Source organism: Nocardia sp. NPDC058480, assembly GCF_042720495.1.
Taxonomy (GTDB): Bacteria; Actinomycetota; Actinomycetes; order Mycobacteriales; family Mycobacteriaceae; genus Nocardia.
The window spans coordinates 271545-288260 of record NZ_JBHXMN010000007.1; the positions used below are offsets into that span (position 1 = coordinate 271545).

Consider the following 16716-nt stretch of genomic DNA (forward strand, 5'->3'; position numbering starts at 1 on the left):
ATACGACCGAATATCGTGATGACACCGACGGTCTTGGGCACGCCACATGCCCCGGCCCCGATACCGCGCGGCGGTCGCTGGCCCGCCCCGGAACCGTCCGGGCCGATCGGCCTGCTCGACTCCTGGTGGCTCGTCACCGCCGCGGCACTGGCATCGACGGGACTCCTCGGCGCGGCACTGTGGATCGCCACCCATGTGAACCCGGACCCGGCACTGCACACCGCGGGACTGTTCGTTCACCTCGCCGGGCTGACGCTCGGCTTCGGCGGTGTCCTGATCGCCGACTACCTGGCCGCTCTATGGCTGCTCGGGCGCAGCTCCCTCGCCGAGGCGATGACCGGAGTCTCCCGGATGCACGTGCCGATCTGGCTCGGCCTCGCGGCGCTGGTGGCCAGCGGCTGCGTACTCGAGCCGAACCTCGATTCCCCATTGACGCAGACCAAGATGGTGTTGACCGCGCTGCTCACTGTCAACGGATTACAGACCACGGTCTTGAGCAGGCGCTTGGCGGACCACTCGGCAGCACCACTGCCACCCCGATTGCTGATGTGGGGCGCCACCTCGGGCGCGATCTCCCAAGCCTGCTGGTGGGGAGCGATGGCCATCGGCTTCTGGAACGCCCAGCGCTGACCGACCACGACCAGTCGATCGTCCGTGATCCACATCACATAGCCATCCCCCTTCCCTGCATACCCCCTGGGGGTATATGTTCGTAGCAACGCACAGCGAACTCAGAGAGGCGAAACAATGACCACCAACGCCCACGCCGGACACCACACTCACGCCGGTCACGCCGACACCGCGACCCAGCCCGCCGGACACCAGGACAACCACGCCGCACACGGAATCGATACCAACGACCATGCGGCGCACCAGCATCACGGCAAGCACACCACCCCCGAGCAGGCCGCCTCCACCGGTGAGCACGCGAACCACGGAGACGCCCACGCCGCCCACGCCGCCCACGCCGGCCACGCCGGCCACGCCGCGGGAGCTCCGGGCGGCCTCCTGGTCACCCAGGACGGGTACACGCTCGATCTGGAGACCACGATCGCCGAGCCGGGCGGTATCGACTTCCGGTTCCGGATTCTCGGGCCGGACGGAACCGCGGTCACCGAGTTCGATCCGATTCACGATCGCGAGCTGCATCTGATCGTCGCGCGGCGGGAGCTGACCGGGTTCTGGCACGTCCATCCGGTACGCGAGGCCGACGGCACCTGGGCGATCCGCCTCGACCTCCCGGAAGCTGGCGCCTACCGCGTGTTCACCGACATCGCCCCGCGCGCACTCGGCCGAACGATCACGCTCGGCGCCGACCTGGCAATCGCGGGACACTATGCACCGCAACCAGTTCCGTCGGTAGCCCGCGCCACCGAGGTCGACGGCTACGAGGTGACCGTGGACGGCGAGTTGCGCGCCGAGGGCGATCTCCTGACGCTCACCGTGCGCAAGAACGGCGAGCCGGTGACCGATCTACAGCCCTACCTTGCCGCTTTCGGCCACCTCGTCATCCTGCGCGCCGGAGATCTCGCGTACGTCCACGTACACCCCAACGGCGAACCCGGCGACGGCATCACCCCCTCGGGCCCCGAAATCACCTTCCACACAGCAGTTCCCGGCCCGGGCACCTACCGCCTATTCCTCGATTTCAAACACAACGACATCGTCCGCACCTCCGCCTTCACCCTCACCACAACTCCCCAGCAGGCGCCTGATCACGGCAATCACCACTGATCCGAGGCATAACCTCGAACCCGACGTCCTGAACACATCCGACACCTCGGCGCCGCTACCACATCGGTAGCGGCGCCGTTCTTGCATCGGGCGACCGCTGCCCGCCTCTCCGCGTACTCAGCGCCACACCGGGAGCGTCGGCGGCCGGAGATGTTGACGGTCGGCGGCGTGGCACAGGGTGCGTAAGCCCGTTTCCGCTGAGTTGCCCATGCACCCGAAGATCACTGGCCGTAGTTACCTTCGCCGAAGCGGCGGGTTCTCGCCGTGCCAGACCTGACATACACGCGCCAACAGACCGCCCGGCTAGGTCCCGCTCGGGGCGTCCGACAACAGGCGGGTCGCGATTGTGCGGGCCGCCTCGACGCGGGCCGAATCGCCGGTCTGGCGGGCGATATTGGCGGCGCTCAGGATCGCGTCCAGTTCGAAGACCAGGAGATCAGCGTCGGCGTCGGTGAGTTCGCCCATGGCTTGGGCCTTGCGGACTTCGTCGGCGAGGAAGGACAGCCAGTCGTCGTGGTCGGCGACGACGGCGTCGCGCACGGGGCCTGGCTTGCTGCTGAATTCGGTGAGGGTGGCCACCCGGAAGCAGCCGCCGGGGAAAGGGGGATTCTCGATGTGGGCGAACCAGCTCTCGACCATCGCGCGAACCCGGATTCCGCCGCGTGGAGCGCGCAGGCCGGGCGTGATGACTCGTTCGATGAAGATGTCACGACCGGCTTGGACGGCGGCGAGTTGCAGGACTTCCTTGGTGCCGAAAAGGGTGGCGATGCCGCTTTTGCTGATGCCGAGGTCGGTGGCGAGCCTGCCGATGCTGAGGCCGTCGAGGCCTTCGACGGAGGCTAGTTCGGCGGCGCGACGGGCGATGGTGGCGCGGGCACGGGCACCCTTGGCCAACCGCTGGTCGCTCGGTTCCGTCAGCTGGGTCATATGAATCATTGTTCCACCGCGGGGTTGCAAAGGCGAACGATCGGTCGTACTTTTATTTACGAACGATCGTACGTTCTTATTTCTCCCCTCGAAGGATTCCGCATGACCGACGTGTCAGCTCGGCCCGAAGATCCGCTCAGCACAGCGACTCCCGACTACAGCGCCGCAGGCCGCACCCTCGCGGTCGCCTCGGGCGCGGGATTCATCGCCTTCCTCGACCTCTCGGTCGTCAACATCGCGTTCCCGACGATCGCCCTGAGTTATCCCGGCACCTCCACCGGCACGCTGACCTGGATCGTCAGCGGCTACGCGATCGCCTTCGCCGCACTACTCACGCCGGCGGGGCGCATCGCCGACGCACTTGGCCGTCGGCGGCTGTTTGCCCTGGCACTGGCCGGATTCGCCGTCACCTCCCTGCTGTGCGGGCTCGCACCCGGCGCGGACTGGCTCATCGCGGGACGTGTCCTGCAGGGCATCACGGCGGCATTCATGGTGCCCGCGGCACTCGGACTGGTCCTGGAAGCCACGCCTCGGGCAAAGATCGGCGCCGCCATCGGCGCTTGGTCGGCGGCAGGCGGGTTCGCGGCGGTGGTCGGTCCGGCGCTGGGCGGTGCGCTGGTCGAGGTGTTCGGCTGGCGTGCGGTCTTCCTGATCAATGTGCCGATCGCGTTGCTGTTGATCGTGCCGGGGCTGAGGCTGCCCGGCGGCGACAAGACCGCGAGCGAGACGGCGCTGCCCGATCCGCTCGGCACGATCGCCATCGCGATCGGACTCGGTGCGATCGTCGCCGCCGTCACCGAAGGTCAGTCATGGGGTTGGACCGCGCCCGGCACCCTCGTCGCATTGCTCGGTGGTATCGCGCTGACGGTGTTCGCACTGGCTCGCTCACGTCGGCATGCCAACCCGGCTGTCGCCGTATCGCTGTGGCGTGAGCGGCAATTCGCGCTCGCGAACGCGGGGTCGTTCCTGTTCGGCGCCTCGATGTTCGCGTGGTTGCTGGCCGGGCCGCTGTTCCTGAACGCGATCTGGGGCTACTCCGTACTCGAGTCGGCGGCGGCACTGACCGTCGGTGCGGTGGCATCGATGGTGACCGCCGTTGCCACCGGGCGGATTACGACAGCGAGCGGCCAGCGGTGGGTGGGAGTGCTCGGTGCTCTGATGTCGACGGCCGCGCTGGCCTGGATGAGCACCGACGCCTTCGGTCCCGAACCCACGCTGTGGACGGCGTGGATTCCCGCCGGTGTGCTCGGCGGCGGCGGGATCGGCATCGTCGTCACGGTGCTCGGCACGGCGGCCGCGAATTCTGTTCCACCGCAACAGTTCGCGGCGGGCATCGGGATGAACCTCACCGCTCGTCAGGTGGGCGGGGCGCTCGGCATCGCCGTTCTGGCGGCGATCTTCTCGGCGACGGCCGACGACCCGCTCAGGGGTTTCCACCTTCTGTTCGCCGTGGGCGCGGGGATCAACGTCGCCGTCGCCGTGGTGCTCGCCTTGCCTTCACAGGCCCGTTCGATCAACTGAACCAGGAGAACGATATGTCTTCCAGCACACCACTATCCGTGAAGTTCACCCTCGAAGCCGACGACCCGCTCGTGCTGGCGCCGGAGCAGACGGCCGCGCTGCTCGCGGGGGCACCGTGGCAGCGCTTCGCGGTGCTCGGCGATTCCATCGCCGCGGGGACCGGCGATCGGAGTCCCGGTTACGCCCCGACCGGCTGGGCCGATCGGGTCGCGGCGGACCTCGCCGCGGTGAATCCCACACTGACCTACCGGAATACGGGCCGGATCGGGGCCACCAGCGGTCAAGTTATCGACCGGCAGCTGTCCGACATCCTGGATTTCGCACCGGATCTCGTGCATGTCAGCTGCGGCGGCAACGATCTGTTCACGGCGGGCGGTGATGTCGATCAGCTGCACGAGAATCTGTCGACGATTCTCACCGCGCTGGCCGCCACCGGGGCACAGCTGTCGATTTTCACCATGGCCGACGTGTGGGAAGTCGAGCGGATGGCGCCGATGCGAGGCATGCGGCCGCGGATGATCGCGCTCAACGAAGTGCTGCGGTCGCTCGCCACCGACTTCGAAGCGGTACTCACCGAGCTCTGGAACCATCCGCTGCGGTCGCGCCCCGAGTTGATGAGCGCGGATCTCATCCACTTCACCACGAGTGGGCACGCGGTGGTGGCCAGTGAGGTGGTCAGGTCGCTGGCCCCGCTCATCGACAGGTCGTAGTGGCTGCGGGGCGGTCGAAGGGGTCGCCCGGTAGAGCCCCCAACCCGCCGCTGAGTCTGTAACGACTGGTCCGCCGACGCGGCACTTACTTGTTGTCGAGCACCAATCGAGTGCCGAGTGCCACCAGTTCGGATCTGACCTCGGCGGGGCCGACGACCTCGACGTCCCCGGCCCAGCCCGCCAGTTGCCTGGCGAGCATCTTGGCGGTGTCGGCGGTGATCTGAGCTCGCACCCGGCCGTCCGGACTCGGGCCGAGCAGGGTGCAGTTGCGGCCCTGTTGGTCGGCCAGGATCGGGGCGAGACCTGGGGAGACGAGGACCGTCGCGGCGACGGCGGCGCGACGGCCCTCCATCCGCTCGACAATCTGCGCCCACTGCGCCTGAAGATCGAAATCGGCCGGCCGGTCGGCCGTTTCATCGAGAGTGACGACCTCGGCGATGCGGTCGAGCCGGAAGGTCCGCTGCCCACGATCGGTGCCCGCGATGAGGTACCAGACCGTTTCCTTCTCGACCAGGCCCCATGGATCGATCGTGCGGACGGTGCGTTCGCCCTTGCGCAGATAGTCGATGCGGACGCGGCGGCGATCGACCACCGCCCGCCGCACCGTGTCGAGTACCGCGGGAGCTTGCGGATCAGGGCGCCCCCAGCGGGCCGGATCGACGACAACGGCGTCGGCCGCGGCGGCGGCATCGGCGCGGAAGGTGTGTGGGAGGGCGCGAACCAGTTTGCGCAGAGCCGACTTCAGTTCGGGGGCGGCCTGTGCTGCCGGGCCCGCGAGCAGGAACAGCGCCCTGGTCTCCCCCGCCGTGAGTCCGGACAGGTCTGTGCGTGCGCCGCCGATCAGCGACCAACCACCCCCGCGACCCGACTGCGGGTAGACCGGGATGCCCGCGGCCGACAAGGCCTCCAGGTCACGCCGGGCCGTTGCCACCGAGACTTCGAGCTCGGCGGCGACCTCGGCGGCTGTCACCCGCCCCCGCGCCTGCATCAACAAAAGGGTGGCTACCAATCGGTCGGCTCGCATACTCGGCAATTCTGCCGAATAAAGTGCTCATTTGGTGAGCACTTTGGCTGGCAAAGTCGTTTTCACACCGAAGCGACAACCGAATGGAGCAGACATGCTGCGCGGAATGGCCACCACCACCTACTACGCCGACGACCTCACCGCCGCCAAGGACTGGTACAGCGAATTCCTCGGCATCGCACCGTATTACGAAGTTCCCGGCGGATACTACGAGTTCCGGCTCGGGCCGTTGCAGGCCGAGCCGGGAATCATCAATCGCGCCTACGCCCCGGCGGGTGCGCGCAACGCGCCGGGCGGGGGCGGAGTGGTCTTCTGGCAGGTCGACGATCTCGCGGCCACCTTCGCCCGGTTGCTCGAGCTGGGCGCCACCGAGTACGAGCCGATCACCGAGCGCGGCGAAGGCGCGGGCTTCGCGACCGCCGCGGTTCTCGATCCGTTCGGCAATGTGCTGGGGATCATGGCCAACCCGCACTATGTGGCGATGACGTCCTAGGGATTCAGGCGAACCAGCGTTCGAGGACGGTGGCGACACCGTCCTCGCTGACGTCGCCGGTCACTTCGTCGGCCAGGGCGAGTACCGCATCGGGCGAGCCGGCCATGGCCACCGAATGTGCTGCCCAGCGCAACATCTCGCGGTCGTTGAAGCCGTCACCGATAGCCAGGGTCGCTTCGGCTTCGACGCCGAGAAGATGCCGAAGTTGTTCCAGCGCCCAGCCTTTGGACACGCCTCGGCGCGAGACGGTAAGCCATGGGCCGTACTCACCGTGCACCCAGGACGCATCGGGAACGTCGAAGGTTTGCAGCAGGCGCAGCATTTCGTCGGGGCTGCCGTCGGGCCACCAGCCGTTGAGGCGCGGCGTCGGCACACTGCTCAGTTCGAGGTGGTCGACGAGCTGGAAATCGCCGATCGAGAACTCCCCCGGCCCATGCCCGGTCGCCCAGGTGCCGACGCCTACCCGTTCCGCGGCGAAGATCATCTCCGGGAACAGCGCGCGCAGAGCGTGCACCGCGGGCCCGGGATCGAATGATTGGACCGCGACCGGCTCGCCACGCGCCACATCGATGTGCACGGCGCCGTTGGAACACAACGCATGTCCCTCGGCGAGGCCGAGCTCGCTCAGCACCGGGCGCGTGGTGAGCAGGGTTCGCCCGGTGGTGACCACCACATGCGCCCCCGCCGACACCGCCGCTCGTACCGCCGCCCCCACCCGCGCGCTGATCGCGAACCCTGTCGCCAGCAGGGTCCCATCCACATCGAGCGCGATCAGTTTCGGCGCTCCCCCAAGTACAGCCACCGCCCTATTGTGCCCGCCCCCACCGACACCCACCCCCGTTTCACCACCGGCACCAGACGGGACAACCCGGCATCCGATGTGGCGATTGCCGTCGCTGGCCCGACGTGGCTGATCGGTCAGCGGCGAGAACCGCCCCGTTCCACCTGCGCTAGGCGGGACGACCCGACATCCGGTGCGGCACTTACCGTCGCGAGCTCCGACATGGCTGGTCGGTCAGCGGCGAGAACCGCCGCCGCCGCCACCACCGCCGCCACCACCGCCACCAGCGGAGCCTCCCGAAGACGCGCCACCCTTGGAGCCGCCACCAGACGATGTACCGCCAGACGATGCGCCACCGGAAGATGTGCCGCCGGAGGACGCACCACTGTCCGATCCGCCACCGGACGCACCACCACCCGAAGCACCACCACCGGACGCACCGCCGCCCGAAGCACCACCACCGGACGCGCCACCGCCCGAAGCACCACCACCGGACGCGCCACCGCCCGAGCCACCACCGTCGGATCCACCGCCCGAAGCACCGCCACCCGAAGCACCACCTGATGCGCCCCCACCAGAGGCACCGCTGTCAGATCCACCGCCGGACGCACCGCCGCCCGAGCCTCCACCGCCCGATGCACCACCGCCCGAGCCACCACTGCCGGACGCACCGCCTCCGCTGCCGCCTGTCGATGCACCGCCACCTGAAGTGCCACCGCCCGCAGCGCCGCCGGAAGTATCTGTACCGCCGGTGGTTCCACCGCCGGTCGAACCTCCCGTGGCACCGCCGTTAGTGGTACCGCCCGTCGGTGTTCCGCCCGAGGTGCCGCCGCCCGATCCACTGGGATCGGAAGGTGTGGTGCCAGTGCCAGTTCCACCGGTCGGTGCCGATCCCCCGGTTTCTACGGAGACACCACCCGTACTCGGAGCTGATGTCCCGCCGGTCGGAGTGGAGGTACCACCGGTCGGAGTGGAGGTACCTCCGGACGGTGTGGATGTGCCGTCCGTCGGCGCCGTGCCGGGCGCCGGCGCGGTACCGGCCGCCGGCAGAGTGCCGGGAACTGTTGCGCCGGGTGCGGTCGGAGTGCCCGGCACTTCCGGGGTGCCGGGGGCCGAGATCGGGCCGCCATGGGGAAGTTCGGGCGCCCCGGGGTTCGTCGGTGCGTTCTGGGGTTGGGCGGCCTGCGGGCCGAAGGGTAAGGGGTTGATGAAGCGGGCCGGGTCGCCGTAGGTGGTGCGGGCGAGGATCGGCGACTTACAGTCGTTGCGGACGTCCTGGTGGCCGGGGCCGCCGCGGTCGGCGCCGCTGCCCGCGGACACGCCGGGACGCGACTTGCCGCCGGGCGCGGTCGCCGGGGCGATGAAGTTCTCGTAGGCGCTGCGGGCCGCGGCCACGCCCGCCACCCGGATGCGGCCGGTGACCGGGTCGACATCGCTGACCAGCCCGGCGGTTCGAGCGGCGAGGAGGTCGGCGCTCATGTCGTAGAGCAGCGCGTCGACAGGGGCGCCCAGAGCGGGGAACCGGTCGAGGACCGGCATCAGGCCGGGATCAAAGGGGCTGCCGAACACCGTCATCGCCGACATGGCGAGCGCGGAAACGACTGCCGCGCTGGAGAACACCGCCACGTGCGGCACCGGGCCATCGGTCTGCTGCTCGGGCGCGAAGCTGCGAGCCGCCAAACCTGCCGCGCCCGAGGCGATCACCTGGCCGGGGTCGGCCACGGTGACGAGCGGAACGCCGAGTTCGGCGAGGGTGCGGGCGACTTCGGGTGGGCGCGAGGCACCACCGACGACGAGGATGCGTGACAGGTCGGCCAGCCGCAGGCCCGCCGCGGCCACACTCTTGCTGACCAGCGGGAAAGTGTCGCGGATGTGTTCGGCGCGCAGCGCGTCGATGTTCACCATGGAGGTGAGGGTCTGGGTCGCCCGACCCAGACCCGGTTCACCCGCGTAACGGGCCACCATCTCACCGAGCGGCTTGCCACCGAAATCGGCGGACCGCGTTGGGGTTCCGACCATCGGGTGATGCGGCCAGTCGGGACCGACGCGCAGCACGGTCAGGTCGAGGCTGGTGGCACCTAGGTCGTAGACGAGTACGAAGCCCGGCTCCAGTGGGCCGCGATCGACCTCGAGCCATTCCGCGGCGGCGACCGGTTCGGGCACCAGCAGGACCTCACCGGCGCCCGCGAGATGCAGCGCCTGGCCGAGTAACGAGACCTGCTTGTCGGTGTAGACCGCCGGATAGGTCAAGACGATTCCGGCAGGTGGTTCGGCGAGCTCGATCAGACCGGTGACCACGGCGGCGATCAGATTGGTCGCCGAGTAGAACCGCCCACCCATCACCATCGGCTCCGGTTCGCGGGTAAGGTCCGCGAAATCCGTGATCGCCGAAGCGAATTCGTTGATCGCGCCGATGCGGGGCCTGCCCGCTTCGTCGAATGTCAGTGCGGTGCGTCGTGTGCGCACCGCCGGTTTGGCTGGATCATCGGCGACTACCGCCGAAATCGCATTGACCGCACCGATACTCAAGCCCAGACCTCTGGTCATGTTTTTGCTATCCCGTCAACGCACCGTGACCACGTCCAGCACGCGAGCGCACCATGTGGCCGCGGTCGTCTTCCAAACAGCTCGCCCAGATTAACTGGCACGTCCGCGAATTGCTGCCGGATTGATACGGAATCCGCAACCATGAGCCATGGCAACACAATTCACGCAGGTGAGAAGGTTGAAGATGGAATATCCACCCCCCTGAACGCCCCACCGGCGATTCACAGACTCCGAGAGGCAGCTACCTGCGAGTAATCGGACAGAGCCCCCATTAAATACATTCTTCGAGTTTGTTATCCCGGCCATTAAGCGCACTTACCGACCGGTAACCAATTCATTTACTACCGATGCGCGTTCACTGACGGCGAATTACATTCCCTGATTTCGGAGTAGGCCCACTACTCAGTGACACGTCAACGCAGCGACCGATTCCCGCCAGCACGGCCCGGCGCCCGCCGGTTGACTGAGAGAGCGGAGAGACACCGACCGGATCTTCGAAACACCAAGGGAAAGAAGGCACTACGCATGTCCACTCGATTCGCCGACCAGGTCGTACTCATCACCGGCGCCGGCTCCGGCATCGGCAAGGCGGTCGCACTGCGGGTCGCGTCCGAAGGTGCCGCCGTGGTTCTCGGCTCCCGCGGCAAGGACCAGGGGGAGCAGGTCGCCGACCAGATCAGGGCGGCGGGCGGACGCGCGCTGTTCGTCGCGACCGATGTCACCATCGACGCCGACGCCGAACGACTCGTCCAGGCCGCGCTCACCGAATACGGCCGCCTCGACGCGGCCTTCAACAACGCGGGCGCGGTGAACGCCTTCGGGCCGATCGCCGAGATCGACGACGTGTCATGGCGCGCCGACATGGACCTGAACCTCGACGGCGTCTTCTACGGTCTGCGCCACCAGGTTCCAGCCATCATCGCCGCGGGCGGCGGTGCGATCCTGAACAACGCCTCCAACCTCGGCGTGGTCGGAATGGCACAGGTGGCGCCGTATGTGGCCGCCAAGCACGCCGTCGTCGGACTGACCAAGTCGGTGGCGCTCGAGACCGCCCCGGCGGGAGTGCGGGTCAACGCGCTGATCTCCGGCGCGGTCGACACCCCGGCGTTCCGCGCGTCGATGGGCGCGACGCCGGAGGGCGAAGCAGCCATCGTGGCACTGCACCCGCTGGGACGAATCGCACAGCCCGAGGAGATCGCCGCGCTGTGCGCGTTCCTGCTCAGCCGCGAGGCGTCCTTCGTCACCGGTGCGGCCGTCGCCACGGACGGCGGGTTCACCGCACAGTAGGAAACAAAAGGCCCGCATCGTCTCCCAGTGACGTTGCGGGCCTTCGGTTTTCAGTTCTCAGCCGCGAGCGAACAGCCGCCTCATCGAGCGCTCCCTCGGCACTGCGGCACCACCGGCGACCGCCTGCGGGCGACGGGCGCGCACGAGACGGTCGAACTCCTGCGCGTTATGCGCGGGCTCGCGCAGTTTGCCACCGTTGAAATCATCGGCGAGCTGCTGCACGGTCTCCTGCGCACACGACTTGTTGGTCCCGATGAAACCGGTCGGGCCGCGCTTGATCCAGCCGGTCACATACGCGCCGGGGAAGATCTCGCCACCGGGCGCGGTGAGCACCCGGCCCGCGTCGTTCGGGATCACCGCACGCGCGTCGTCGAACGGCAGATCCGCGGTCGGCACTCCTCGGTAGCCGACCGAGGTGAGCACGACGCCCGCCTCGAGCAGCGCGGTATCGCCGGTCGGCGTGGCGGCGACGCGACCTTCGGCGTCGGTGCCGAGCTCGTTGCGCTCCACCCGCACCCCGGTGACCGTGTCGGTGCCGACGATCTCCACCGGCGAGGACAGGTAACGGAACACGATGCGCTTGCGCGCACCGAACGGGCGATTCGCGACGCTGTGCAGCAGGCGCAGCTTCTGCTCGACCTTGTAGGGCAGATCGGGCGTGACCGCGGGCAGCTCACCCTCGATCGCGATGTCGATATCGGCGGCCAGCAGGCCGACGAACTCGGGCACCGTGAATGCCGACTCGGCCGGACCACGACGGCCCAGGATCACGACCTCCTCGATCTTGCTCTCGCGCAATGCCTTCAGCGCGTACGGCGCGATATCGGTGTCGGCGAGCAGGGCCGGATCGACGGTCAGGATGCGGGCGACGTCGAGGGCGACGTTGCCGTTGCCGACGATGACGACCCGCTTCTGGTTCAGATCGAACCGGTCGTCGGCGTGGTCGGGATGGCCGTTGTACCAGGCGACGAAGTCGGTGGCCGACACATTGCCCGCCAGACCCTCGCCCGGGATGCCGAGCTTGCGATCCGAGGACGCGCCGACGGCGTAGATCACGCCGTGGAAGTGCTCGAGCAGCTCGGCATGGCTGATGTGCTTGCCGATCTCGACGTCTAGGTAGGTACCGAAGTCGTCCTGCTTCGACATGATGTCGAACAGGTCGGCGACCTTCCTGGTGTGCTTGTGATCGGGTGCGACGCCGAGGCGGGCCAGACCGTAGGCCTGCGGCAGGCGGTCGAACATCGTGACCGCGACGCCGGGCTGGGTGAGCAGTTCGTCGGCGGCGTACATCGCCGAGGGACCAGAGCCGACGATGGCGACCCGCAGCGGGGAGCGCCGCGTGTCGATCGCGGGCGGCATCACCGGTGCGGCCAACGTCGGCCGGTCCCGCTGCACGCGGTAGAAGTCGGCGTTGATCTCGATGAAGGGCTTCTGCTCGTCGGTCAGCTTCTTCGACGAGGTGATGGCATCAACGGGGCACGCGGTGGCACAGGCACCACAGTCCACGCAGGCCGCCGGATCGACGTAGAGCATCTCCGCGGTGCGGAAATCCGGCTCATCCGGGGTGGGATGAATGCAGTTGACCGGGCATGCGTAGACGCACGAGGCGTCACTACAGCATGACTGGGTGACAACATATGGCATATTGCTATCGTCTCAGGCGGCGTTCTTGGCGGAGCGCTTGGGCTCCGAGCGGTAGCGGCTCGACGGTCCGTCGATGCCGAACATCTTCCACACCAGCTTCGAGACCGGGTTCATCACACCGATCTCCTCGGCGAGCGCGCGCACGTCGATGAAGTAGTCGGCGAAGACCCGCTTGGACTCCTTGGAGCCGTAGAACAGCTCCTTGCGCACATCGGCGGGCATGTCGAACTGCTTGAAGAACGACTTGGGCGGGGTCGCGATGGCCCGGCCGAGGATGAACATGATGGTCGGCATCGCGATCGACAGCACGGCCCGGTTGAACTTGGGCGCGTTGGGCACGTTCTTCTTCAGGAACTCGTGCGCGAAGGAGATGTGGCGAGCTTCCTCGGCCACGTGGATCGCCATCACACCACGCATGATCGGGTGGATGTCGTCGCCCGAGCGCAGGATGTCCTTCTGGATGTGGTCGATCGGCTCCTCGCCGGCGAGCACGGCCATGAAGAACAGGTTCGGCATCAGGGCGCCGACCGGGGAGACCAGGTGGCGCAGCTGGCGCACCAGCGGGTTCATGCCCGGCACGTCGGCGACGCGGTTCACCATCTCCTGGAACATCAGGGTGTGGTTGTGCTCTTCGATCATCTCGTGCGAGCAGTACCGGAATTCCGGGTCGTTGTTCTTCAGGTTGAAGATGTGCTGCATCATGCCAACGATGAGGATGGCCTCGAACTGCAGGCCGACCTTGGCGACATTGGCCTGACGGACCTTGCCGATCTCGATCTTGCGCTCCAGCGGCAGCGCCTGGTACCAGGGGTGGCGACCGATGGGGTCAGCCGAGGTCACCAGAACCCAGCGCTCCGGCTTGCAGTTCGGGTCGAAGTCAGGGGCGTCCCAGTCGATGTCCTCGAACGGGTCGAAGTGGCGATCGACCGACGCCTCGGACAGCATCAGCAACTTCTCGGCGTATGCCTGAGCCTCCGCGACTACAGGATCGACGTCAGGGGTGGTGGGCGCGGACATCGTCGTCACTGCCTCTCCGTTAGGGACGTTTACTGTTTCCAATGGTTACACCTACACGGAGTCACGTCAACTCTTCGCATTGCCGAATTTCGCGTGCTCGGCGCACCGAAAGCCCTGTTGAGGAACCTACTCGCCAGTAAAAGTGCTTCTACCTGTGACACTGCGTCGTGCACAGTCTTCGAGGGTCTGCGGCAAGACGCGGAAAATAGTTGTCCGCCGAGCGCGTCATTCCGGCCTGCGAACCGCCGGTACCGGTTAACCTGCGCCGATCCGCGTCCAACGAGGGTTTCGTACCGTCGGCGAATCCCTCGGCAACACGAACGGGGCCCCGCGACGGATGTCGCGGGGCCCCGTTCGTAGCAGGGTGGATCAGGCGTGCGGAAGGTCCGGAATCCGGGTCGCCCTGGCATAGACCGTCTCGCCCTCGGTCAGGCGGAGCGCCGCGGCGTCACCGCGGGTTACCTGGGCGGCGAACTGGTCGCCGGTCGCGGCATTGCGCAGTTCCAGGCGCACCTCGAAGCCGAGGCGCACGATCCGCTCGACCGTGGCCCTGGTGACGCCCGCCGATTCGGCGGTGCCCTCGTGTTCGGCCATCGCCATGCTGGGATCGCGACCGACGCGGATATCGTGCGGGCGGACCAGATGGCCGTTGAGCCGGGCCACCGCGCCGAGGAACGACATCACGAACTCGTTGGCGGGCCGGTCGTAGACCTCCTCGGGCGAACCGACCTGCTCGATGCGGCCCTTGTTCATCACCGCGATCCGGTCGGCCACATCCAGGGCTTCCTCCTGGTCGTGGGTGACCAGCACGGTGGTCACGTGGACCTCGTCGTGCAACCTGCGCAGCCACTGCCGCAGATCGGTGCGCACCTTGGCATCGAGCGCGCCGAACGGCTCGTCGAGCAGCAGCACCTGCGGGTCGACGGCCAGCGCACGAGCCAGTGCCATGCGCTGACGCTGACCGCCCGACAGCTGCGCCGGGTAACGGTGCTGGAAACCGTCGAGGCCGACGATGCCGAGCAGCTCGTCGACGCGCTTGTCGATCTCCTTCTTCGGCCGCTTGCGGATGGACAGGCCGAAGGCGACATTGTCACGCACAGTCATGTGCTTGAACGCGGCGTAGTGCTGGAACACGAAGCCGATGTCGCGCTTCTGCGGTGAGACGCGGGTGACGTCCTTGCCCGCGATCATGACGATGCCCGAATCGAGAGACTCGAGTCCCGCGATCGACCGCAGCAGGGTCGACTTGCCCGAACCGGACGGGCCGAGCAGGGCGGTCAATTCGCCGGATGGGATGTCGATGCTGACATCGTCGAGAGCGGCGAAGGAACCGTAGTTCTTGCGCGCGTTGGTCACGGTGATCATTCGGGGCCCCGTTTGCGTTCGAGAAGAGTCATCAGGAGAAGAACCACCAATGCCATGCCCATCAGCAGGGTGGCCGCGCTGTAGGCGCCGAAGGTGTTGTGATCGTTGATGTAGCGGCCGTGCACCAGCAGAGTCAGTGTTTGCGACTTGCCGGGCAGCGCGGTCGACACCATGATCACCGCGCCGAATTCGCCGAGTGAACGAGCCACGGTGAGCACGACGCCGTAGGTGAGGCCCCAGCGAATGGCGGGGAGAGTGATCCGCCAGAACGTCTGCCAGCGATTGGCGCCGAGAGTCGCCGCCGCCATCTCCTGGTCCTCACCGATCTCGTGCAGCACCGGCTCGACCTCGCGAACGACGAACGGCAGCGTGACGAAGATCGTCGCGATCACCATGCCGGGCAAACTGAAGATCACCTTCAAGCCGGTGTTCTCGATCGCACCGAACCAGCCGCCCGCACCCCAGAGCAGGATCAGCGCAACACCGACCACGACCGGCGACGTCGCGATCGGCAAGTCAACGAGACCCTGGACCAGATTGCGGCCGGGAAACTTGCTCCGGACCAACGCCAGCGCGGTGATGACGCCGAATATCACGTTCAGCGGCACCACGATGGCCACGATGATCATCGACAACTGGAACGCCGAGATCGCTGCGGGCGTGGTGATCGAATCGATGAACGCACCGATCCCACGCTCGAATGTGCGGTACAGAATGACGCCGAGCGGCAAGACCAACAGAATCAACAGGTAGCCCAGCGCAACGGTCCGCAGGGAAAGGCGGGTGAACACGGAGAGCCTCATTGGTCCGCCCTCTCCTTTCGGGACGCGCGCTCTGCCAGCAGCCGCAGCACGAACAGCGTGGCGAAGGAGATGACCAGCAGCGCCACCGATACCGCGGCCGCGTTCACCGGCCGGTCGACCTCGATCTGCTGCTGGATGTACTGCGAGGTCATCTGCGTCTCGCGCGGGATATTGCCGCCGATCAGCACCACCGAACCGTACTCACCGATCGCCCTGGCGAAGGCGAGCCCGCCGCCGGAGATGATCGCGGGCGTGAGCGTGGGCAGCACGATCCGGCGAAATGTCGTCCAGTTGCTCGCGCCCAGTGAGAGCGCGGCCTGTTCCACTTCCTTGTCGACCTCGATGAGCACGGGTTGCACCGAGCGCACCACGAAAGGCAGCGTGACGAAGGCCAGCGCCACGACCAGACCTGGCTGGGTGGCGTTGAGCTGAATGTCGACCGGGCTGTTGGGGCCGTACAGCGCCAGCAGCACGATCGAGGCGACGATCGTCGGCAGCGCGAACGGGAGGTCGATCAGCGCGTTGACGATGCCCTTGCCAGGAAACTCGTCACGCACCAGCACCCAGGCGATCAGGGTGCCCATCACGATGTTGATCACGGCCACGATCACCGAGACGCCGATCGTCACCTTCAGCGAGTCGAGCGCCGAGGGCGCGGTGACCGCGTCCCAGAAGCCCGACCAGCCTTCTTCGAAGGAGCTGACGGTGAGCGCTGCCAGCGGCAGCAGCACGATCACGCTGAGCCACATCACGGCGACACCGATGCCGAACGGGCCCACCGAGCCGGTAACGCGCAGCCACGACCAGCGAGGTCGGCGCGGGGCTGGCGGCTTTTTGTCCAGTTTCACGGCGCCGCCGGGATC

At 67.4% G+C, this 16716-nt stretch carries 15 protein-coding genes; 6 read left to right on the top strand and 9 right to left on the bottom strand.

The genetic code is table 11. The annotated features are described in order from the left end of the window. Nucleotides 1-18 precede the first annotated feature (18 nt). Nucleotides 19-630 carry a hypothetical protein gene (locus ACFWO8_RS19500; RefSeq protein WP_378952796.1) on the top strand — a complete coding sequence of 204 codons (612 nt, stop codon included), beginning with the start codon at nt 19-21 and terminating at the stop codon, nt 628-630. Between the two features lie 117 nt (nt 631-747). Then, a complete protein-coding gene (locus ACFWO8_RS19505) occupies nt 748-1734 on the top strand; it encodes a hypothetical protein (RefSeq protein WP_378952799.1) in 987 nt (328 codons plus the stop codon). Between the two features lie 303 nt (nt 1735-2037). On the opposite strand, the gene ACFWO8_RS19510 is transcribed toward ACFWO8_RS19505, so the two are convergent. Continuing rightward, entirely contained in the window at nt 2038-2661 is a 624-nt protein-coding gene (locus ACFWO8_RS19510; RefSeq protein ID WP_378952802.1) for a TetR/AcrR family transcriptional regulator, read from the bottom strand. Between the two features lie 102 nt (nt 2662-2763). Between ACFWO8_RS19510 and ACFWO8_RS19515 the strand changes: the two genes are divergently transcribed. Together ACFWO8_RS19515 and ACFWO8_RS19520 are read left to right on the top strand one after the other, a co-directional pair. After that, entirely contained in the window at nt 2764-4182 is a 1419-nt protein-coding gene (locus ACFWO8_RS19515) for an MFS transporter (RefSeq protein WP_378952805.1), read from the top strand. Nucleotides 4183-4196: 14 nt separating this feature from the next. Beyond that, nucleotides 4197-4892 (top strand): SGNH/GDSL hydrolase family protein, encoded by a 696-nt coding sequence (locus tag ACFWO8_RS19520; protein WP_378952808.1) that lies wholly within the window; start codon nt 4197-4199, stop codon nt 4890-4892. 85 nt (nt 4893-4977) lie between these two features. On the opposite strand, the gene ACFWO8_RS19525 is transcribed toward ACFWO8_RS19520, so the two are convergent. Beyond that, nucleotides 4978-5916 carry a helix-turn-helix transcriptional regulator gene (locus ACFWO8_RS19525; RefSeq protein WP_378952811.1) on the bottom strand — a complete coding sequence of 313 codons (939 nt, stop codon included), beginning with the start codon at nt 5914-5916 and terminating at the stop codon, nt 4978-4980. 94 nt (nt 5917-6010) lie between these two features. Between ACFWO8_RS19525 and ACFWO8_RS19530 the strand changes: the two genes are divergently transcribed. Further along, nucleotides 6011-6409: a VOC family protein gene (locus ACFWO8_RS19530; protein ID WP_378952814.1), complete on the top strand. Its 399-nt coding sequence runs from the start codon at nt 6011-6013 to the stop codon at nt 6407-6409. A gap of 4 nt (nt 6410-6413) precedes the next feature. Here ACFWO8_RS19530 and ACFWO8_RS19535 read toward each other — a convergent pair whose 3' ends face one another. Together ACFWO8_RS19535 and ACFWO8_RS19540 are read right to left on the bottom strand one after the other, a co-directional pair. Beyond that, nucleotides 6414-7211, bottom strand: coding sequence for an HAD family hydrolase (locus ACFWO8_RS19535; RefSeq protein ID WP_378952817.1), 798 nt, complete (start codon nt 7209-7211; stop codon nt 6414-6416). Nucleotides 7212-7424: 213 nt separating this feature from the next. After that, nucleotides 7425-9737 carry an Hsp70 family protein gene (locus ACFWO8_RS19540; protein ID WP_378952820.1) on the bottom strand — a complete coding sequence of 771 codons (2313 nt, stop codon included), beginning with the start codon at nt 9735-9737 and terminating at the stop codon, nt 7425-7427. Nucleotides 9738-10262: 525 nt separating this feature from the next. Between ACFWO8_RS19540 and ACFWO8_RS19545 the strand changes: the two genes are divergently transcribed. Further along, nucleotides 10263-11024, top strand: a complete 762-nt coding sequence (locus tag ACFWO8_RS19545) for a glucose 1-dehydrogenase (protein WP_378952823.1) — start codon at nt 10263-10265, stop codon at nt 11022-11024. Between the two features lie 57 nt (nt 11025-11081). Here the strand turns inward: ACFWO8_RS19545 and ACFWO8_RS19550 are convergent, their stop codons facing one another. The 5 genes from ACFWO8_RS19550 to cysT form a co-directional block, all read right to left on the bottom strand. After that, nucleotides 11082-12668, bottom strand: coding sequence for an FAD-dependent oxidoreductase (locus tag ACFWO8_RS19550; RefSeq protein ID WP_378952826.1), 1587 nt, complete (start codon nt 12666-12668; stop codon nt 11082-11084). Nucleotides 12669-12680: 12 nt separating this feature from the next. Then, nucleotides 12681-13685, bottom strand: a complete 1005-nt coding sequence (locus tag ACFWO8_RS19555) for a diiron oxygenase (RefSeq protein ID WP_378952970.1) — start codon at nt 13683-13685, stop codon at nt 12681-12683. A gap of 369 nt (nt 13686-14054) precedes the next feature. Then, nucleotides 14055-15050: a sulfate/molybdate ABC transporter ATP-binding protein gene (locus ACFWO8_RS19560; RefSeq protein WP_378952829.1), complete on the bottom strand. Its 996-nt coding sequence runs from the start codon at nt 15048-15050 to the stop codon at nt 14055-14057. Next, the gene (gene cysW, locus ACFWO8_RS19565) at nt 15047-15853 is read right to left on the bottom strand and encodes a sulfate ABC transporter permease subunit CysW (RefSeq protein WP_378952832.1); all 807 of its coding nucleotides are present in this window, start codon (nt 15851-15853) and stop codon (nt 15047-15049) included. Before cysW ends, ACFWO8_RS19560 begins: the two co-directional genes overlap by 4 nt. After that, entirely contained in the window at nt 15850-16701 is an 852-nt protein-coding gene (gene cysT / locus ACFWO8_RS19570; protein ID WP_378952973.1) for a sulfate ABC transporter permease subunit CysT, read from the bottom strand. The genes cysW and cysT overlap by 4 nt, the downstream gene beginning before the upstream one ends. Between the last annotated feature and the right edge of the window lie 15 nt (nt 16702-16716).